The following is a 21,161-nucleotide window of genomic DNA, read 5'->3' as shown; positions in this document are numbered from 1 at the left end:
CCAAAATATTATTTTGAAATGAATTTGTTTTTACGGAAACTTTTCTAATTTTATTCAAAAATTTATTATGAAAATTTGGTTCCGCTTTGCTGCTATTATCCTTCTTTTTATTGTTGTTTCCTGTAATTCAAAAGGAGATAAAAAAGAAGAAAATTCAAAAGAAGCAGAAGTTGTTATTCCGGAATTAAAACTTACCATAGACAGTTTGGCGATTGCCGGATTTTATGAAACTTATCCCAAATTGAAAAATTTTCAGGAAGAGGTTGCTGCTTTATACAGTAAAAAACAATCTACCCAATTATGGCTTGATAATAAAGGAGTTGTTGAGTTTGGAAATACGTTGTATGATAAATATAAAGGTTTAGAAAATGAAGGTTTGAAAGCTAATTTTCCGTACAAGGAAATCAATTCGGTTTTTGAGAACAATTCGGTTAACAAGCTTTCTAAAATCAATACCGATTTGATGATTACCAATTTGTATTTCTATTATGCAGAAAAAGTATACAGAGGTTTTGACGAAAAAACATCTATTTCATTAGAATGGCTGCTTCCTAGAAAGAAACTTAATTATCAGGTTTTAACCGATTCTCTTTTTAAAAAATCAACTATTAGTGATGATAAGAAAAGCAAAATGTTCAGTCAGTACTATAAGCTTCGTGATGCACTTCACCAATACAGGGATATTGAAAAAAAGGGAGGCTGGAAAACAATTGAAGTTGGAGAAGATTATAAAGGTTTGAAATTAGGAGATTCTTCGGCAATAATTGGTCAAATCAGAGAAAGGCTTTTTGTAACCGGAGATATTAAAGAAGATAACAAAAGTGCTGTTTGTGATTCGGTTTTGATGAAAGCCGTTAAAAATTACGAATTACGTCATGGCTATGTGCCAAAAAACACTATTTTATTAGAACACATTAATGATTTTAATATTCCGGTTTCAGACAGAATTAAAACCATAATTGCCAATATGGAACGCTGCCGATGGATTGATCCGGAACTGGAAAAAGGCAAAAAATATATCGAAGTCAATATTCCCGAATTTAGACTGTATATAATCGAAGATGGTAAAATTGCATTTGTATCGCCTGTTGTGGTGGGAAGGACAATGACCAAAACAGTTATTTTCAGTGGAATGATGAATAATATTGTTTTTAGTCCGTACTGGAATGTTCCGCCAAGTATAATTAAAAGTGAAATCAAACCTGGAATGGCGAAAGACAAAGACTATCTGCTAAAGAAAAATCTGGAATGGAATAATGGAGCTGTAAGGCAGCTTCCGGGGAAAAATAACTCATTAGGACTGGTTAAGTTTTTATTTCCGAATTCAAGTAATATCTATCTGCATGATACGCCTTCAAAAAGTTTGTTCGAAAGGGAAAGCAGGGCTTTTAGTCACGGCTGTGTGCGTGTAGCAAAACCACGTGAACTGGCTATTGAATTATTGAAAGATGACCCGAAATGGACTCCGGAGAGAATTGATAAAGCCATGCATGCCGGAAAAGAAAGCTGGTATACACTGAAGAAAAAAGTTCCGGTTTATATTGGTTATTTTACAGCTTGGGTAGATCGCGAAGGGCAGCTGAATTTCTATAAGGATATTTACCAAAAAGACGAAAGCCTGATTAAATTATTGACTGAAGAATAAAATTTTAGAAATTCCAATTTGCGGTGCTTTTGAGTAAATACCACAATTAATAACCTTATTCAAAAACTATTTTTTTTTGGTTCTTCGTCTAAATTAGTCGAATTGAATAAATGATTCTCATTAATTATTTAGTTGTTTTGTCATTTCGACCGGAGGGAGAAATCACACAAGAAACTCCGTAAACTATTTCTTCAATCTTTGTCGATATATGAGTGTGATTTCTCCTTCGTCGAAATGACAACCTCTTTATTACGGAACCCCACTAATTTAGACGAAGAGCCAGTTTTTTATTCAAGAGACAAAACATCAACGCATTTATAAAATCGTTTGGTATAGTGTTCTTCATCAAGTCCGGTGATGGTAACTTTTTGTGCTTTTCCGGATGAAGCGTGAATAAATTTCGATTGCATTCCATTGGCTTCACAGATGATGCCAACGTGACCTATTACCCTTTTGTCCTTATAACCATAAAATACTAATACATCCCCAACTTTAAATTCATCAGGTTTTAAGGTCTTGCCCACATTTTTATAACCACCAGAACTTCTTGGTAAGGTCAAACCAAAATTTTTGAAAACGTAAGATACAAAACCCGAACAGTCAAATCCTTTGTCTGGATTGCTGCTTGCATACAAATATCGTGTTCCTAAATATTGTTTTGCATAGGAAATGACAGAATCCCGTTCAATTTCAGTCTGGATTTTTTTAACTGAATCAGATTGTGTTTTGTTGTCTTTTTTTAAAGTAAAAGAAGAAAATAAAATAGTAAGCAAAAGAAACAACACGGCGGGAATAGTAGTTTTCATGTGAGCGGGCGGATAAATATTAGTTTATAAAGGTAAAGCGTTTGTTTAGAATAGCAAAAAGAGGTTGGTTTAATAAACGTTTTTGGTGTTTTTTTATTGCTTTTTGACATTTTAGTATCTTTCTGTAAAATGTAATTCGGATATATTTGTGAAATGTATTTATATTTTAACGAATAAATTATGTTTATCAAAAAAATACCTCATTTAATTTTGTTTTTGCTGATTTCCGTAATGTCGATTTCGCAAACTAAAGTAAAAACCTTTTTATATGCCGGAAGGGTAGATGTACTGGAGGATAATAAAGCTGTTTTAATTGGAACTGCAGCTTCGGTATCGTTTAATTTTTCAGGGGAAAAATGTGCTGTTTTACTCCAAAGTATTGATTCGTGGGAACATCATAATTATGTGGTGTTAGAACTTGATGGGCAGTATATGGGAAAAGTGAGAGTTGAAAAAGGACCAGTTCAGTCTTTTGAAATAAAGGTTTCTTCTAAACAAAAAGTGCATACTCTAACTATTTATAAAGGAACGGAAGCCACAATGGGCAATGTGTTATTTGCCGGAACTACAGCCAAATTAATGACTATAACTGCTGTAAAGAAAAAGAAAATAGAGTTTATTGGAGATTCAATCACCAGTGGAGCAGCAAATGATCCAACCACAATTCCGTGTGATCAGGGCGAATATTTTGACCACCACAATGGATTTTATGCCTACGGACCCATCTTGTCCAGAACTATTGATGCCGATTATTTATTGAGTTCCGTTTCCGGAATCGGAATTTATCGTAACTGGAATGACGAGAGGCCTGAAGTTCCGATTATGCCGGCAGTTTATGAAAATTTATATCTGACAAAAGACAGTTCCAAACCTAAATATGATTTTGCTTTTCAGCCTGAAATTATCAGTATTGCCTTAGGAACCAATGATTTTTCGAATGGCGATGGTAAAAAAGAGCGCCTGCCTTTTGATCCTGAAAAGTATGTTTCGAATTATGTCAATTTTATAAAAATGCTTTATAAAAATAATCCGAATGCGCAATTGGTTTTGACAAATAGTCCAATGGTAAATGGAGAAAAAGCAGTAGTTTTTGAAAATTGCCTGAATAAAATAAAATCCGAATTTGATGCAGATAAAACACACAAACCAATTTTGATTTTCAAATTTAAACCGATGACACCAAGCGGTTGCTCAGGTCATCCTAATATTGAAGAACACAAAATTATGGCTGCTGAATATGGACCATTTTTAAAAAAGCTGCTAAATGAGAAATAATATTTTTAAGTTTGTTTTCTTTTTGATTTCCGGCACAATGATGGCAAACGTTTCCCTTCCGAATATTTTTGGCGATAATATGGTATTGCAGCGCAACTCCGAAGTGAAAATTTGGGGCTGGGCAAATCCAAAGGAGGAAATCAAATTAGTTTCCAGCTGGAACAATCAGGAATATAAAGTTACGGCAAACAATCAGGCGCAATGGGAACTCAAAATCAAAACGCCTGAAGCCGGTGGTCCTTATACGATTTCCATAAAAGGATATAATGAAGTAATTCTGAAAAATATTTTGATTGGTGAAGTATGGGTTTGCTCCGGACAATCCAACATGGAAATGTCGGTAAGCTGGGGAATTGATAATGGAGAAGAAGAAGCAAAAAATGCAATGAATCCTAATATTCGTTTTTTTACGGTTCCAAAATTAACCGCGACGACGCCTCAAAATAACTTACTGGGAAATTGGACAGAATCGACTCCGGAAACCATGAAATATTTTAGTGCGGTTGGCTATTTTTTTGCCAAGCGTTTACGTGAAGATTTAAAAAATGTGCCTATCGGATTGATTTCATCTAACTGGGGTGGAACTCCCGCTGAAATCTGGATGCCCGAAGAAGTGGTACAAAACGATCCTGTTTTATTGGAAAATGCCAAAAAACTGAACGAACAGGAATACGGTCCAAGACAACCCGGACGCGCTTACAATGCGATGATTTCTCCTTTTGTAGGTTTTAAAATTGCCGGAACACTTTGGTATCAGGGTGAGTCAAATGTTGGATCATTGGTTTATGATAAAACTTTAGGAGCTTTAATTACTTCGTGGCGAAAAGCCTGGCAGGATGATTTTCCGTTTTATTTTGTACAGATTGCCCCTTTTAAAAACGGCAGTAACAATTTCTCCAATGTTATTGTAAGAGATTCCCAAAGAAAATTACTTAAAGAGGTAAACAACACCGGAATGGTTGTAATTAGCGACGTTTCAGATACTATTGATATTCATCCAAAGGATAAAAAATCGGTTGGAATTCGTCTGGCAAATTTAGCTCTGGCAAATACGTATAAAACCAATTCTAATTTGGTTAACGGACCGCTTTTTAAGGAAATCAAAATTGATAAAAATAAGGTTATTGTCTCTTTTGATTTTGCTGAAGGATTATATTTTAAAGATAAAATCTCAAAACAATTTGAAGTTGCGGGAACAGACGGCACTTTTTATCCTGCTGAAGCTTCGATAAAAAACAATCAGGTAATTGTAACGAGTAAAAAAGTACCAAATCCTGTAAAAGTGAGATTTGCGTGGGGAAATACGATTCAGTCTGATTTGTTTAATAAAGTGAATTTACCGGCTTCTTGTTTTATTTCGGAGTAAAAGGTTGTACACTTTTTTGTCATTTCGACGGAGGAGAAATCACACAAGAAGCTCGACAAAGCTTGGCGATTTTGATTGAGGAATTTCAAGTGTGATTTCTCCTCCGTCGAAATGACAAGTTTGTGGATAAATGGGAATCCTTAAAAAGATAGAAACTTCTCGTTTACCGTAAATCGCGTGAGGGATAGAAGAGGAAAGCCTACAGCCTGACGAAGGAAGTGCGAGGACTTGAAACGGATAGCCCGACCCGGAGGGACACGCCCAAAATATGATACTATCTAAACCACTATGAAAAATAAAAAAATACTAATTATTGGGGTTTTTACCCTGTTTACTGCTGGAAATATGAACGCACAGAAGAAACCGTATCTGGATAAAAATAAAACAACTGAACAACGCATTGATTTGCTTTTGCCATTGATGACTCTCGAAGAAAAAGTAGGTCAGATGAATCAGTATAACGGTTTTTGGGACGTGACCGGTCCGGCTCCAAAAGGCGGAAATGCCGAGTTGAAATACGAACATCTGAGAAAAGGATGGGTGGGAAGTATGTTAACCGTTCGCGGAGTGAAAGAAGTTCGGGCAGTTCAGAAAATTGCTGTCGAAGAAACCCGTTTGGGGATTCCGCTGATTATTGGTTTTGATGTGATTCATGGTTACAAAACGTTGAGTCCGATTCCGTTGGCAGAAGCGGCAAGCTGGGATTTGGAAGCTATAAAAAAATCGGCAGCGATTGCGGCAGACGAAGCTTCGGCATCCGGAATTAACTGGACTTTTGGACCAAATGTAGATATTTCAAACGATGCGAGATGGGGACGTGTGATGGAAGGCGCGGGAGAAGATCCGTACCTCGGAAGTAAAATTGCGGTGGCGAGAGTAACAGGTTTTCAGGGGAATTCGAAAGAAGATCTGGGAAAAATCAATACCATTGCAGCTTGTGCGAAACACTTTGCTGCTTATGGATATGTAGAATCGGGACGAGATTATAATTTGGTTGATATTAGTAATTCAAAATTATTCAATACCGTTTTGCCACCTTTTGAAGCAGCAACAAAAGCCGGTGTGAGAACCTTTATGAACTCGTTTAATCTGGTAAACGGAATTCCGGCAACCGGAAATGTTTTTCTGCAAAGAGATATTCTGAAAGGCAAATGGAAATTTGATGGTTTTGTGGTTTCAGATTGGGCTTCGGTTCGTGAAATGATTCCACATGGATACGCGAAAGATGGCGAAGATGCAACATTAAAAGCGGTTACAGCAGGTTCTGATATGGATATGGAATCACATTTATATGTTGCCGAATTAGCCAAGTTAGTGAAAGAAGGAAAAGTTAAGGAAGCTTTAGTTGATGATGCTGTGAGAAGAATTTTGCGTGTGAAATTTGAGTTGGGATTATTTGATGATCCTTACAAATACTGTGATGAAAAACGTGAAAAAGCAACTATCGGAAATAAAGCCAATAATGATGGTGTTCTGGATATGGCGAAGAAGTCAATTGTTTTATTAAAGAATGATAAAAATCTGCTTCCGCTAAAGAAATCCGGGGAAAAAATTGCTTTGATCGGAGCTTTAGCAAATGATAAAAACAGTCCGTTGGGAAGCTGGAGAATTGCTGCTGATGATAATACTGCCGTTTCTGTTTTGGAAGGAATGCAGCAATACAAAGACAATCAGCTGGTTTTTGAAAAAGGAGCTGATTTGATTGTTGGGAAAGCGACTTTTTTGGATGAGGTCGTTTTTAACACAACAGACAAAAGCGGATTCGAAGCAGCAAAAACAGCAGCTAAAAATGCAGATGTTGTGGTGATGGTTTTAGGAGAACACGGTTTCCAGAGCGGGGAAGGACGCAGTAGAACCAATCTCGATTTGCCGGGATTGCAACAGCAATTACTGGAAGAAATTTATAAAGTGAATTCAAATATCGTTTTGGTTTTAAACAATGGTCGTCCGTTAACTATTCCGTGGGCAGCAGAACATGTTCCGGCAATTGTAGAAGCATGGCATTTAGGAACTCAAACAGGCAATGCAGTAGCGCAGGTTTTATACGGAGATTATAATCCAAGCGGGAAACTGCCAATTTCTTTCCCGAGAAATGTAGGGCAGGTACCAATTTACTACAATAATTACAGTACAGGAAGACCTGTAAATGCTGATAAAAACGTGTTTTGGTCACACTTTTCAGATGTGGAAAAAACACCTCAGTTTCCTTTCGGCTTCGGATTGAGTTATACCACTTTCGATTACAAAAATCTGAAAGTAAATAAATCAAATTTTACTAAAGGAGAAGCTGTTCAGGTCAGTGTTGAGGTTACGAACACAGGAAATTATGACGGAAAAGAAGTGGTTCAATTGTATATTCACGATGATTTTGCTAGTATTGCCAGACCAGTAGAAGAATTAAAAGGTTTTGAATTAGTGAATTTGAAAAAAGGAGAAACTAAAACGGTAACTTTTACTTTGACAGATAAGGAACTTGGTTTTTATGATAACAACGGAAATTATTTGGTTGAACCGGGGACATTTAAACTTAAAGTTGGTGGAAGCTCTGATAAAGGTTTGGAAAGTGGTTTTGAGATAAAGGAATAAACTTAAAGTTTTAATCTCGCAAAGACGCAGAGGCGAAAAGTTTAATTGTATAATTGAATAGCGTCCTAGTTTTAGCTGGATGGTAGAATGATCGAAAAAAAAGGCTTTATTGCTTAAATAAAAAGAGCATTTTCTCTCGCAGATTTTGCAGATCAGGAAGATTTATTATCTCCTAAATCTGCAAAATCTGTGAGAGTTTTTTTTATCTTTAAAACCTAAAACTAAACTATTAAACTTTAATTAATGAGATACAACAGATGTGGAAAAAGCGGATTGCTATTACCTGAAATTTCTTTAGGATTATGGCATAATTTCGGATCCGTAGATAATTTTGAAAATGCTGAAAGTATTGCTGTAGAAGCATTTGATAAAGGAATTACGCATTTTGATTTGGCTAACAACTATGGTCCGGTTCCAGGTTCGGCAGAAACCAATTTTGGTAAAATACTTTGGCATAATTTTCAGGGAAATTTGCGTGATGAAATCATTATTTCTACAAAAGCAGGTTACACGATGTGGGATGGACCTTATGGTGACTGGGGTTCCCGTAAATATCTTTTATCCAGTTTAGATCAAAGTTTGAAGAGAATGAAGATTGATTATGTAGATATTTTTTACTCACACCGTCCGGATCCTGAAACTCCAATTGAAGAAACGATGATGGCACTTGATTACGCTGTTCGAAGCGGCAAAGCATTATATGTTGGAATCAGTAATTATTCTGCAGAGCAGACCCGAGTGGCTGTTGATGTTTTGAAACAATTAGGAACACCATGTTTGATTCATCAGGCTAAATACTCCATGCTGGTACGCTGGGTTGAAGAAGGTTTACTGGATGTTTTAGAAGAAAAAGGAGTTGGCTGTATTGCCTTTTCGCCTTTGGCACAAGGCCTTTTGACAGATAAATATCTAAACGGAATTCCTGAAAATTCAAGAGCTCACAATCCAAACGGACATTTAAAAGAAGAGGAAGTTACGCCGGAAAGAATTCAGAAATTGATTCAATTGAATGAAATTGCTCAAAACCGCAATCAGTCTTTAGCACAAATGGCATTGGCCTGGCTGCAAAAAGACAAAAGAATTACTTCGGTATTGATTGGTGCGAGTTCAGTAAGACAATTAAATAACAATATTGATTGTTTGCAGAATTTGGATTTCACTCCTGATGAGTTGAATGCGATTGAGAAGATTTTATCATAGTAAACCTAACAGGTTTTCAAAACCTGTTAGGTTTTATACTTAAAAAATAAAAAATTTGGAGAAGAATTTGTTCTCCATTTTTTATTTTATAATCATCGCCAATCCGCCACCGCTTGACATTCTGTATTTTAATTTTGTTGTTGAATCAACTGTTACAACTTCTCTTTTGTAATCATTAGCATCTTTATCAGCATTCAATCCATCCGAGAAAATTTCAGCTTCAAATTTTTTGCCTTTTTCAAGGAAAGAAAAATCAATTGTAATATCTCTGGAATCCCAATTGGTAATGGTTCCTAGATACCAAGTATTAGATTTTTTTCTTGCAATCGAAACAAATTTCCCAACTTCTCCATCAAGAGCAAGTGTTTCATCAAATGTGGTTGGGATCTTAGCAATGAAATCAGTGCTTTCCTGTTCCTTCATATAAGCAGTCGGACTATCAGCCATCATTTGCAATGGTGCTTCAAAAATAGTGTAAAGTGCCAGTTGATGACATCTTGTTCCCTGACTCACCGGATTTGAGTGACTGGGTTTAAACTCGCTTTTGGTTGCATTTCGCATGGCACCAGGCGTATAGTCCATTGGTCCTGCCATCATTCTGATAAACGGAATCGAGCAATCGTACAATGGAACATCATCGTTTGGCGTCCATTTATTGTTCTCCAGTCCTTTTACACCTTCAAAATTTAAAATGTTAGGGAAAGTTCTCTGAATTCCGGTTGGTTTATACATACCGTGAAAATCCAAAAGCAATTTATGATCTGCAGCTTTTTGCGCAATATCATAAACTGAATTTATCATTTTGGCATCGTCACGATCTAAGAAATCAACTTTGAAACCTTTGATTCCTAAATCGGCATAATTTTTTAAAATTCCGTCTGTGTTTTTGGTCAAAGCCATCCACGAACTCCACAAAATAATTCCAACATTGCGTTCTTTTCCGTACGCAATCAAAGCTTCCAGATTAACATTCGGATTGTGTTTCATAATATCGTCTTCCAGACTCCAACCTTCATCAAGAACCACATATTCAACATTGTTTTTAGAAGCAAAATCAATGTAATATTGATACGTCTGTGTGTTGATTCCGGCTTTAAAATCGATGTTGTAAATGTTCCAGTCATTCCACCAGTCCCAAGCCACTTTTCCGGGTTTGATCCACGAAAGATCTTTAATTTTTGTTGGTTCAGATAATTTCTGAACCATATCATTATTAGCTAATTCAGCATCATTTTCAGAAATAACTAAAATTCTCCACGGAAAATTGCGTGTTCCTTTTGTCTTTACTAAATAATCAGACCTTTTAGTAATCAGGCGATTGATGTTGTTAAAACCGCCGTTTGTTTCCTCTAATGGATAATTAGAAAACCGACTTTCAAAACCTGATTTCGATTTAGTATTGGTAACGAATAATCCCGGGTAATCTTCCAGACCAGCCTCCAGAAAAACTGCTTTTTTATGATTTTTATAATCAATTAAAAAAGGTAAAAAGGCAAGTGTATCTTTTGCAAATTCACTTATTTTTTTATTTTCGTATTGTGCTTCAAACGAAGAGATATAAGGGTCTTTCGGATTTCTTAGATCACGGACATTAGGCATTAAGGTTCCATAATCCTGATCAAAATTCAAAGTAACTTCTTCTGCTTTTACCGTAATGTCTTTTTTCTTTTTAGTAATGAATCTGTAAGCGACGCCATCATCAAAAGCACGATATTCAATACTGAAATCACTTTTGAAATTTAAAACTAAAAGATTGTATTGGTTTTTAACAGCACTCTTTTTGTAAAAAGGAGATTCAAAAGTCTGGTTTAATTTTTCCCTTTTTGAATTCAAAAGCGTAGCATTTTTACCTAAAACTTCATTCTGATCCAGCGTCATTGAAACCGATGATGGAGCCAGAATTAAATCTTTTTCGTGCAAAACTGACCAGGTTATCTTTTCATTAATTAATATATTGACTTTAATTTTTCCGCTTGGAGAAGCTAAAGTAAAGTCCTGAACCTTTTGAGAAAAAGAAGCATTGAAAATTAAAATGAATGAGGCAAGAAATATTTTTTTCATGTTTTTAAACCATATAAGTTATGTAAGTTCATTTAAATGATTTTGTGAATCTTTATGCATTGCAAATGCCAATATAGTAAGCTTTTGTCATTCCGTAGGAATCTCAAGCCAAACTAAATAAAAAAGAGATTCCTACGGAATGACAAAATAGTTTTAAATTACGAATTATGAATATTCAATTTAAGAAACACTATTAAATGAACTTGCATAACTTATATGGTGAAAAATTATTTCAACTCCAAATTGAATTTTTTCACAATTTCCAAAGTTGATTTATCACCATTAAAAACTGAATTTAACCCCTGTGGCTCCTGTGGAGGATCTGTTGTCAAGGGGTCTCCCGGATTCCATTTTCCGGTTTCGTTTACTGCTTTTCCTTCACCGCCAAATCCCCAGAAATTAGCGGCTTGCAGCGGACCTTTATTGGCAACACTTTCGGCAACTCTGCCAAAAATATAGCTATAAAACTGATCTCTGTAAATGGAAGAAGCTCCGGCATTCAAATTTTCGTTTTCCCTCGGCAATCCAAATTCTTCTATGATAATTGGTCGTTGCAAATTGTTGGCCACTTTAACATGAGCATCAATATACTTTCCTGCATTTTCAATAGTGACAGGAATTGTAGCTTTGGTATTATCGGCTTTAAACCAGTTCCAGTTTTTAGGCCAGATATGCATGGTCAGGTAATCAATATTCGGATTTTTATGTGTTCTTTCAAAAATTCCTATGTCATCATTCGAACTGTTCAAACCTTCAGAACCAGTAGAAATCAAATGGTTTTTATCTAAACTGTCCATTAAATTCACAATGTTATTCAGCCAAATAGTGAACTTTTCTTCGTTTTCTACTGTAAAAAGCCTTGGTTCATTCCCAACCTGCCACGCCATAATCGTATTGTCTTCCGTGTACTTTTTCTTCGAATATTTATTAGTCCTGCCCATAATAAATTTCACATGATCCTCAAGTGCTTTCATGCAGGGATCACAGCTGTGAAATTGCTCAGTATACGACATAAACTGAGGCCAGGTATTAGGAGCGATAGCCGGAATAGGAATAGCACTTTTTCCATTCCACTCGAGATATTGTGACATTCCGCCCGACCATTCCCAGTTATTGGTCAGGTACAAAACAGCATACATTTTGCGTTTTCTCATTTCATTCATCAGGAAGTCCAGTCCGTCAAGTAAATCCTCATCATATTTTCCCTGCTCATACTGCAAAGCCGGACGAACCGTAAAATCGTATTTTCCACCATCCGCACCCACTAAAATTCGCAAATTATCGATTCCGCTTTTTTGCATGAAATCCAGTTCCCGAAGCAGCCTTTTTCGGTCGCCTACTTTTTTAGATGCTAGTAAACTTCCGTACCAATAATTGGTTCCAATGTAAGAATAGGGTTTGTCTCCCTTATAAAATTGTGTTCCTTTTACCGTAATTCTTTCCTGCGCCTGACATGACATTGTCGAAATGAGCAATGCTAATCCGAGTATTTTAAAAAGTTTGTTTTTCATAATTTATATTTTTAGAAGCTATTCCTGCTATCCGCTTTATCTTTTGTTTTTTAAAGAAAAAACAAAAGGATACCGCTTCTATCAGGGCTAGGACTTTACGTTTATAAAGAAACTATTTTGGTAATTCATACATTTTTGGTAATGAATTTACTAATGCCGATTTGGGTTTTGAAGCAAAGGTTTTAAAATCAGCTGCATTCGAAGCGCTCGAATTTGGAACATAGTATCCATCACTATCATTAGTCCAGAACATCATATAGCTTACTTCTATACTATTTGATGTCAAAGCATCATATAAATAGGTAGAAAACCAATCATTTATTGGTGTGTTTGAACTTGTAACTCTATAACCTGTTTCTGTTAAAGCTGCAATTTTTACTTTGGTTTTAGCAAGATCTGAAATGATTTTTAATTTGGCATTTGCTTTGACAGCTCCTGTTGAACCCTGATTGTCAAAATCCCCATAATTATCCATTCCTAAAACATCAACATATTTATCTCCCGGATATCTGCTTAAATAATCGGTTGAGGTTAAATAGGTTCTGTCAGGTGAAAAAGCATATAAAATATTGTGGACGCCTTTAGTATTTTTTAAATAATCAACCGTAAATTTATAAGCTGTTTTATATTCATCCGGAGTGCAGAAATTAGCACCCCACCAGAACCAGCTTCCGTCAAATTCATGAAAGGGTCTGAAAATTACCGGAATCAATTCGCCTTTTGAACCTTTTAAATTTAAGAATACGCTGGCTACTTTATCCAGTTTTTTCTTGTACCATTCGTGGTTGGCTCCGCCAGGCAAAATACTTTTAAAAGCTGTATTTTTTTGCTCGGTTGTCATATCAGAAGCATAAAAAGTATCTTCATTGTTAGGCTCTCTCAGATGCCAGGAAAAAGTATTAATCATTCCTTTTGCATAAGCTGCTTTTGTATCGCTGATACTCTTTTGCTCTTGCTGGTAAAACCAGTTATTGGATTGATTATTGTTGTTTTTATCTGTAATAAACATAAAATCTGACCCTAGGATAGCAGGATCAAAACCCGTATTTTTTTTGATATCCGAATCACCGCCGGCATCCTGATAAAAGTTATTGAAAGCATCTTGCTGTCCAATTGCAATTTTAGTTTTACCTAGTTTCTTTAAGTTATAAAATAGTGCTATGGTTTCTTTTGATGCATTTGCATCGGCCATATAATTTGATACATTTTGTGTAGTCAGAGGATCATCCTGCGTTGGCGGATCAACTATAACTTCGTTATCTGATTCTTTATCAGATGAGCAGCTTGTAAGTGCCAAAGACAAGAAACTCAAAAATGCTGTTTTTAGAAATGTATTTTTCATTTTTAATTTATTTTGATAGCTTAACTTCAATATTATCAGCTAATAAGGTTCCCGTACAAACACTCATGGCAACCATAATCCGGTATTGTTTTGCACCTTCCGGAATTGGGAACGTTTTTTTGAAAGCTGTCCAGTCCGTAGTTCCGGTTACAGTTCCAATAATTTGGTCTTCTGAGGCTTTGGTTGTGTCGTTTTTTTTGAATTCGATGATAAACATTCCGTTATTCCACGGATCTTTACCTTGTTGAATATTTTTAGCTTTTAGCCAGCCTGAAATTTCTATAGTTTTATCTCCGTTATTAATATCAGCTATCTGGTCAATTGATTTCCATTCGGCTGTTTTTGAAGTGATTTCTACAGCGGTATTGCCCTCTTTTTTATCTGTAGCCGAAATAATTCCGGCGCCATTCCATGAGTTTAGTTTGTCTTCGAAATTTCCGTTAGAAAATTGTTTTGGAGTTGAAATTGTTTTTTGACCTTCGTCAATTGTAATTATTGGATTTAGCTTAAAATATTCTTCTTCAGAAAGGGCAGTTGCATTTACGTCATCAAAAAACAGAGAACCATTTGTTTGTGCTAAAGCCAGCATGATTCTGATTTGTTTGGCTTTTTCAGGTACCAAAACCGTTTTTTTATAATTGGTCCAGTCTACAGTTCCTTTTACTTGTGCAATGTTTTCTGAAATTATTTTCTTCCCGCCGCTGTTTGTAAATTCGGCAATCATTAAACCGGCGTTGTAAGCTTCCTTACCGCCTTCAACTTGATCTGCTTTTACCCAAACACTAAATTCTATAGCATAAGAATTTTTTGGAATGTTTATAATTTGATCTATTGACTTCCATTCGGCACCTACAAACTGATTGATGACAGCGCTGTTTTTACCCGTTTTTTTGTAATATGGAGACAGGGTAGCAGCATCGCCATTCCAGTTTAACGTTTCAGATTCAAAACCGCCATTTTTAATAAGATTGGTTTGTGCATGGCTTATTGCGCTAAAAAATAATAAACTAAAGAAAAAGAGTTGTTTCATATATGTGAAATTTATTTTTTAAAGGTCATATATGGGATCGCCTTTTTATTTGTAGATTTTGCTTTTGCAAACTTGTTAATGGCGATTTCATAATTGTTTTTTTAATGCAATAATCAGTTTTATGAAAGTGAAATAATTTAAGTTTTTATTCTTTGCATCAGTTCCAGACAGGCACGGCTGTTGTGGTAAGGACATTTCCAGAAGCCGGCTTTGTCTTTCTGAATCAGGCTGTAATCCTTGTAAACTCCCCAAAACCATTCTCCATTTTGCTGGTCTAAAATGTGATTTTTTATAAATTCCCAGTTTTTCAATACAATGTCTAAAAACTTTTCATCACGGGTTAATTGATATGCATTGTAAAAACCTATTAAAGCTTCGGCCTGTACCCACCAATGTTTTTCTGCTATAAGATTGTTTGTTTTTGGATCAAATTCATACCACAAACCGCCGTCTGAATCTAAACCCTCCTGCGCAACTTCTGCTATTTGAATGGCATGTCTTTTATAATTAGCAATCAGGTTTTCATCTTCTGAAATTTCAGCACACTGCAATAAAAGCCAGGCGGCTTCAATATCATGACCGTACGAAATAACATCTGGTTTTTCAATCCAGTTTTCGTCAAAAAACAAATGCAAATGTCCCGTTCTGGTATTGATAAAATGTTCTTCTATGGTTTGCAATAATTCTATAATATCACTTTGCAGTTTTGGATTTTTCCAAACCCTGAATAAATTCGCATAAGCTTCAATAATATGCAGATGCGTGTTCATGGTTTTCTTTTCATTAGCATCTTTACTGCTCAGCCGCAAATCTTCAATAGGCTGCCAGTCTCTTGTAAAAGCCTCTAAATAACCTTTGTTTACAGGGTCGTAACTGTATTTTTGGATTGTTAAATACAGATTGATTGCAATTGCCAGAGCTTTTTCATCTTTTGAAATCACATAATATTCAGACAGGCCATAAATGGCAAAAGCTAAACCATAAATTTGATTTTTAGTATCTTTTGGTGTTGTATCTGAATTGATGCTCCAAAATAAACCTCCAAATTCAGGATCATAAAAATGATTTGAAATACATTTAAAAGCCCTTTCAGCTATTTTTTTATGTTCTTCATTTTGAGTAACCTGATAACTCGCTGAGAAAGACCATAAAATCCTGGCGTTTAGAACAGAACCTTTATCAGCATCAGGTATTATTTTTTCATTGCTATCAATCTGACCAACAAAACCATCATTTTTATTATCAATTGTATTTTTTGCCCAATAGTCTAAAATAGCATCAAGTTCAGCTGATAATTCGGTTTTTAGCTGTTGTAATATTGATGATACCATGAATTATATTGCGTTATTTTTTTCAATCTGGCTGATGATTGTTTCTACTGATCCTGCAGAAATAAAGGTGTCCTCAGGAGTATTCGTAACATAATCAACCAGTTTTTCTACAGAAGAAACAGCAACATGCATTCTCGTATCTGATGATGCATAATAGATGTAAACAGTTCCATCAGTGTCTTCAATCCATCCGTTAGAAAATAATACATTAGATACATCACCAACTCTTTCGATACCTTCTGGTCCCATGAAATGTCCGGCAGGAATGTGGGTAACTTTCGAAATATCATTTAGATCGGTCATAAACATATACAAAGTGTAGCGTAAACCTGCAGCAGTGTTACGAACGCCATGTGCTAAATGCAGCCAGCCTTTTTGTGTTTTAATAGGAGCAGGGCCAAGGCCGTTTTTTAATTCATATATGGTGTGATACTGTTTTCCGAAGATGATTTTTTCTTCTTTTACAACCGGATTTGTCATATCATCAACATAGCCTAAACCAATTCCGCCGCCAGATCCAACATCAATAAAACCATCCTGCGGGCGTGTGTACAAGGCGTATTTACCGTTAACAAATTCAGGATGTAAAACAACATTGCGCTGCTGTCCTGTATTCGAAATTAAATCAGGAAGTCTTTCCCAGTTCACTAAATCTTTTGTACGGACTATCCCTGCATTGGCTATAGCTGAACTAGTGTCTCCTTTTGGAGCCTTCGGATCTTTTCTTTCTGTACAAAAAATACCGTAAATCCAGCCGTCTTCGTGCTGTACCAAACGCATATCGTACACATTGGTGTCCGGTTCTTCTGTTTGCGGAATGACGCACGGTTTGTCCCAAAATTCGAAATTATCACTCCCGTTTGGACTTTCGGCAATGGCAAAAAAAGATTTTCTGTCAATACCTTCAACACGAACGGCGAGTAAATATTTACCGTTCCATTTGATGGCTCCCGCATTAAACGCAGCATTCATTCCGATACGTTCCAGTAAAAAAGGGTTTGTATCTTCGTTGAAATCAAAGCGCCAGTTCAATGGTACATGAGCAGCGGTCACTACCGGATTTTTATATCGCTGATAAATACCGTTTCCGATTGTATTTTGAGGTTCGTTTTTTAGTCCAATGAGTGTTTGATGTTCCTTTTCTAATGCTACTTTTCTATCCTGAAATGTAGCGGCCGTTATTGTTGTCATATAAATTGATTTCTAAATCTGTATTTTATTTTTTTTGGTCTCTTTTTGCATTCAAGTCCTGTTCTATAGTTTGCAGCTTTTCTTCGGTTAAAGGATAGAATGCTATAAAACCCACTGATATTGCTGCAGCAATTGCAGGAAGAATACTTAACATTAATTGAATTCCGTTTTGCGCCGTGGCAGTTTGTTCAACATTCGCCTGAAAACCGTAGTAGCCCAGAAGCCAACCAGCTCCTGCACCGCCAATAGTCCATCCGAATTTTTGTGACATTGATGATGCTGAAAAAACCAATCCCGTAGCCCTGCGTCCTTGTTTCCATTCTGAATAATCGGCGCTGTCAGCATACATAGACCAGATAAGAGGAAAGATACAGCCGGCACAAATGCTAATTAATATTTGAAAACTCATGATTAAGAAAACATCTTCTTTTCCGAAGACATAGAAAATTAAACTCAGGATTGCAGCAAAAGTCATTGCGCCAAAAAAGGTTTTCTTTTTCCCGAATTTATTAGCCAGCGGTGTTGCTGCAATCACTCCAATAATATTGGCTGCCTGTCCTAATACTAAATAAATAGAAGTTGGCGTCATGTGAAAATCTGTTCCGAAAAGGTTAAAATCAAAATTTACATTGCTGCTTACATAATATTTAAAATAATAAACTGCTGCACCATCACGGATAGAGTTGAATACTAATGCCCCAATTCCGGCTCCCAGTAAAATCCACCAGGGCCTGTTCTTTACTAAATCTTTTAAATCTTCCTTTAGATTTGCTTGTTCCTCATCTATTGGTTTTATCCTTTCTTTTGTCCAGAAAAAACAAGCCCAGAAAAACACGGTTGTTATAATTCCGAATACAGCTATTGTAGCCAGCCAGCCGGTTTTTGAATTAAGATTTCCTCCAAAATAATTTACTAAAGGTTCGATTAACCAAAGAGCTAAAAGGCTTCCTCCAAAGGCAAAAACCATTCGGTAAGAGGATAATGTGTTTCTGTCTTTTCGGTCAGAAGACATTACGCCTAAAAGTGATGCGTACGGAACATTAATAAGTGAGTAAATCATCATCATTAAAGAGTACGTTACGTAGGCATAGATTATTTTTCCTTTTTCATCAAAATCAGGAGTGTAAAAAGTCAAAACTCCAATTACAGCAAATGGTATAGCGATCCATAATAAATAAGGCCTGAATTTTCCCCATTTGGATTTGGTTCTGTCAGCTATGATTCCAACAATTGGATCAAAGCAGGAATCCCAGATTCGGGTAATTAAAAACATAGTTCCAACTACTGCTGGTGCCAGTCCGAAAACATCGGTGTAGAAAAACAGAAGATACATGCTGAATATTTTCCAGAACATAGAAGAGGCGGCGTCTCCAAGTCCGTAGCCTATTTTTTCTTTCAAGCTGATTTTTTCGTGCATTAGATTTATTTTAAAGGTTGTATAGTTAGGTTAGTTTATTTTTTTTGATAGTTTTTGAATGTCTTTTTCAAATAAAGTTTTATCAAGTTTGTAAAATTCGACAAAATCTTTTTCACTTATCTGACCAGGGTAGGGAGCATAATAATGCATTTTTTGTTCTTTTTCCTGCCAGCCATGATTTCTCCAGAGCAAAGCGTATGAAATTTTATAATCCCCAATAGCTTTAGAAAAAGTGTCTGTCCACCATTTGGGATCTGGAATGGCTTCATACCCTGCTTCTGCCAAAGCAATTAATTTATGTTTTTTTTGAGCAATTTCATTTATGATTCTAAACTGACTCTGGACTTCGGCTATGAATTTTTCGCCGTTTTTGTCATCAGCATTTTGGTAAGTGTCAAAGCTTAAAATATCAGCATATTCATCGCCCGGATAGTTTTCTAAAAAAGCTTCTTTGGAGTTGAAACTACTTGTGTTATATACGTAAATTAAGTTATGAACTCCTTTTTTTTGGAGGTATTCGAAAGTGAATTTCCAGATTGCTTTAAATTCTTCGGGAGTACAGTTTCCTTTTCCCCACCAGAACCAGCCGCCAGTCAATTCATGGTAAGGCCTGAAAATAATTGGAATGTTTTTTCCTTTTTTATCTTTTAATGATAAAAAGAAACCGGCTGCTTTATCAAGCCAGGACGTGAATTTTACATGATTTTTTTCACCCGGTAAAATGGTCTTGAGTGAGTTTGGAGTGTTATCCCAGGCATTTTTTCCGGTTGCCGGATTGTCAAAATGCCAGCTTATTGTTGAAATCCCTCCTCGTTCATTCGCCTCTTTTATGTATTGTTTCATTTTTTCAAAAGGAACTCCGTCAATATTATGATGTTCGTCCTTTTCCAGGCCCGCGATATCCCATCCATAAACGGCGGGATAGTCGCCGCAAACTTCTTTTACATCACTTCTTCCATTTTGATATTTCCAGTTTACACCATAAGCCAGGTCATCCTGATGTCCAAAAAGATATCCTTTTTGAGTTAATACATTCAGTTTTTTATAAAGTAAAACTGTTTCGGGTGTAGATTTTTTATCTGAAAGTGACAAATTAATATTATCTGTAACTGTCTGTGATGAACATGAAATTCCCGTAAAGGCTGATATTATAAGGACTATTATGTTTTTTTTCATTTTTTGACTACTTGTTTTTAAATAAAGTAGAAAGTAATTTCTACTTAAATAGTGTATTGTAATTTCCTTTATTTTCCAAATAGGAATTAATGTCATATTTTCTTTAAAATTATTAAAACTATAAAAAAATATTAGGTTAAAAATCATTAATGCTTAATATTAATGTTGTTTTAAAGGAAATGATAATTTTATTTTTCAAAGATAATCGGATGTTTATACTTCAATTAATATTATTTTATCAATTATATATCATATTATTGCAATTGAATTTATTGTATCATATCCTTTAAAAATATATTGTAAGATGAGTACTGCTAAAAATTTTTATAGAGAAATTGCTCCACTCTCAAGTGGGGATAGTTTTTTAGTCTTTGACAGAATTAAAGATAGTTTTGATTTTCCGGTGCATTATCATCCTGAATTTGAAATTAATTTTATTTTAAACGGAAAAGGAGTTAGGCGTGTCGTGGGAGATAATATTGAGGAAATTGATAATGTTGAATTGGTTCTTATTGGTCCAAATTTATATCACGGCTGGGAGTTAAATAAATGTACAAGTAAAAAAATTCATGAAATTACGATCCAGTTTCATAATGATTTGTTTCACGAATCCTTACTTTCAAGACGAATTATGAATCCGATTCGGGACATGTTTAATCGCTCTATTCATGGTATTTTGTTTTCTAAAAAAGTAGCCGAAGAGTTAACTCCAAGATTGATAAAGCTCTCTAAATTAGATGGTATGGATTATTTTTTAGAAATTACTTCGTTGTTGTATGATTTAGCAAATTCCAGAAATCAGAGGCTGCTTTCTACGTATACAGTAGATTACGATACTTTTGATGATTATGATAAAATGAAGTTGGTTTATGAATATGTGCAAAAACATTTTTCAGATAAAATTACTTTAGAAGACGCAGCTAATGTTGCGAATATGTCTATAATTTCTTTTAACCGGTTTATTAAAAAGCGTACCGGAAAAACTTTTGTAAACTATATTAATGATATCCGTATAGGTTATGCTGCCCGATGGCTGGTTGAAAAAGACATGAGTGTTTCAGAAGTGGCGTTTAAATCCGGATTTAATAATATTGCGAATTTCAATCGTAGTTTTAAAGCTATTAAAAACTGTACACCCAGTCAGTACAGGGAAGATTTTTCTGGGTTAAAGCGTATTTTATAATGATACTTTTTTTTCATATACAAATATTATTTTTAACGAAA

General features: G+C 35.4%; 15 protein-coding genes. 6 read left to right on the top strand and 9 right to left on the bottom strand.

Annotation, left to right across the window (positions count from 1 at the left end; all coding sequences use genetic code 11):
* The first annotated feature begins 67 nt into the window (after positions 1-67).
* On the top strand, positions 68-1,645 hold the full coding sequence (locus OZP09_RS06575) for a L,D-transpeptidase family protein (RefSeq protein ID WP_281310487.1): 1,578 nt from the start codon (positions 68-70) through the stop codon (positions 1,643-1,645).
* A 287-nt stretch (positions 1,646-1,932) separates the two neighbouring features.
* On the opposite strand, the gene OZP09_RS06570 is transcribed toward OZP09_RS06575, so the two are convergent.
* Complete coding sequence (locus tag OZP09_RS06570; protein WP_269237099.1) at positions 1,933-2,451, bottom strand: C40 family peptidase; 519 nt, start codon at positions 2,449-2,451, stop codon at positions 1,933-1,935.
* Between the two features lie 180 nt (positions 2,452-2,631).
* Here OZP09_RS06570 and OZP09_RS06565 point away from each other — a divergent pair, with 180 nt between their 5' ends.
* From OZP09_RS06565 to OZP09_RS06550, 4 genes are all read left to right on the top strand, one after another.
* Positions 2,632-3,726, top strand: a complete 1,095-nt coding sequence (locus OZP09_RS06565; RefSeq protein WP_269237098.1) for an SGNH/GDSL hydrolase family protein — start codon at positions 2,632-2,634, stop codon at positions 3,724-3,726.
* Positions 3,716-5,092: a sialate O-acetylesterase gene (locus tag OZP09_RS06560; protein ID WP_269237097.1), complete on the top strand. Its 1,377-nt coding sequence runs from the start codon at positions 3,716-3,718 to the stop codon at positions 5,090-5,092. Before OZP09_RS06565 ends, OZP09_RS06560 begins: the two co-directional genes overlap by 11 nt.
* A gap of 288 nt (positions 5,093-5,380) precedes the next feature.
* On the top strand, positions 5,381-7,678 hold the full coding sequence (gene bglX, locus OZP09_RS06555) for a beta-glucosidase BglX (protein WP_281310486.1): 2,298 nt from the start codon (positions 5,381-5,383) through the stop codon (positions 7,676-7,678).
* A 243-nt stretch (positions 7,679-7,921) separates the two neighbouring features.
* The gene (locus OZP09_RS06550; RefSeq protein WP_269237096.1) at positions 7,922-8,878 is read left to right on the top strand and encodes an aldo/keto reductase; all 957 of its coding nucleotides are present in this window, start codon (positions 7,922-7,924) and stop codon (positions 8,876-8,878) included.
* A gap of 81 nt (positions 8,879-8,959) precedes the next feature.
* On the opposite strand, the gene OZP09_RS06545 is transcribed toward OZP09_RS06550, so the two are convergent.
* The 8 genes from OZP09_RS06545 to OZP09_RS06510 form a co-directional block, all read right to left on the bottom strand.
* The gene (locus tag OZP09_RS06545) at positions 8,960-10,939 is read right to left on the bottom strand and encodes a retaining alpha-galactosidase (RefSeq protein ID WP_281310485.1); all 1,980 of its coding nucleotides are present in this window, start codon (positions 10,937-10,939) and stop codon (positions 8,960-8,962) included.
* A 227-nt stretch (positions 10,940-11,166) separates the two neighbouring features.
* Positions 11,167-12,450, bottom strand: a complete 1,284-nt coding sequence (locus tag OZP09_RS06540; RefSeq protein ID WP_269237092.1) for a glycoside hydrolase 5 family protein — start codon at positions 12,448-12,450, stop codon at positions 11,167-11,169.
* Between the two features lie 112 nt (positions 12,451-12,562).
* A complete protein-coding gene (locus OZP09_RS06535) occupies positions 12,563-13,792 on the bottom strand; it encodes a glycoside hydrolase family 26 protein (RefSeq protein ID WP_269237091.1) in 1,230 nt (409 codons plus the stop codon).
* Between the two features lie 7 nt (positions 13,793-13,799).
* Positions 13,800-14,822 (bottom strand): carbohydrate binding domain-containing protein, encoded by a 1,023-nt coding sequence (locus tag OZP09_RS06530; RefSeq protein ID WP_281310484.1) that lies wholly within the window; start codon positions 14,820-14,822, stop codon positions 13,800-13,802.
* 137 nt (positions 14,823-14,959) lie between these two features.
* Positions 14,960-16,153 (bottom strand): AGE family epimerase/isomerase, encoded by a 1,194-nt coding sequence (locus OZP09_RS06525; RefSeq protein ID WP_269237089.1) that lies wholly within the window; start codon positions 16,151-16,153, stop codon positions 14,960-14,962.
* A gap of 3 nt (positions 16,154-16,156) precedes the next feature.
* Positions 16,157-17,344 carry a glycoside hydrolase family 130 protein gene (locus tag OZP09_RS06520; RefSeq protein WP_269237088.1) on the bottom strand — a complete coding sequence of 396 codons (1,188 nt, stop codon included), beginning with the start codon at positions 17,342-17,344 and terminating at the stop codon, positions 16,157-16,159.
* Positions 17,345-17,369: 25 nt separating this feature from the next.
* Positions 17,370-18,761, bottom strand: a complete 1,392-nt coding sequence (locus tag OZP09_RS06515) for an MFS transporter (protein ID WP_281310483.1) — start codon at positions 18,759-18,761, stop codon at positions 17,370-17,372.
* A 30-nt stretch (positions 18,762-18,791) separates the two neighbouring features.
* Positions 18,792-19,937 (bottom strand): glycoside hydrolase family 26 protein, encoded by a 1,146-nt coding sequence (locus OZP09_RS06510; protein ID WP_281310482.1) that lies wholly within the window; start codon positions 19,935-19,937, stop codon positions 18,792-18,794.
* 304 nt (positions 19,938-20,241) lie between these two features.
* Between OZP09_RS06510 and OZP09_RS06505 the strand changes: the two genes are divergently transcribed.
* Complete coding sequence (locus tag OZP09_RS06505) at positions 20,242-21,120, top strand: helix-turn-helix domain-containing protein (protein WP_269237086.1); 879 nt, start codon at positions 20,242-20,244, stop codon at positions 21,118-21,120.
* Positions 21,121-21,161: the final 41 nt, after the last annotated feature.

This window comes from Flavobacterium flavigenum (assembly GCF_027111255.2).
Taxonomy (GTDB): Bacteria; Bacteroidota; Bacteroidia; order Flavobacteriales; family Flavobacteriaceae; genus Flavobacterium; species Flavobacterium flavigenum.
Note: the sequence above shows the minus strand (reverse complement) of the source record. Positions and strands in the feature narration are given on the sequence as shown.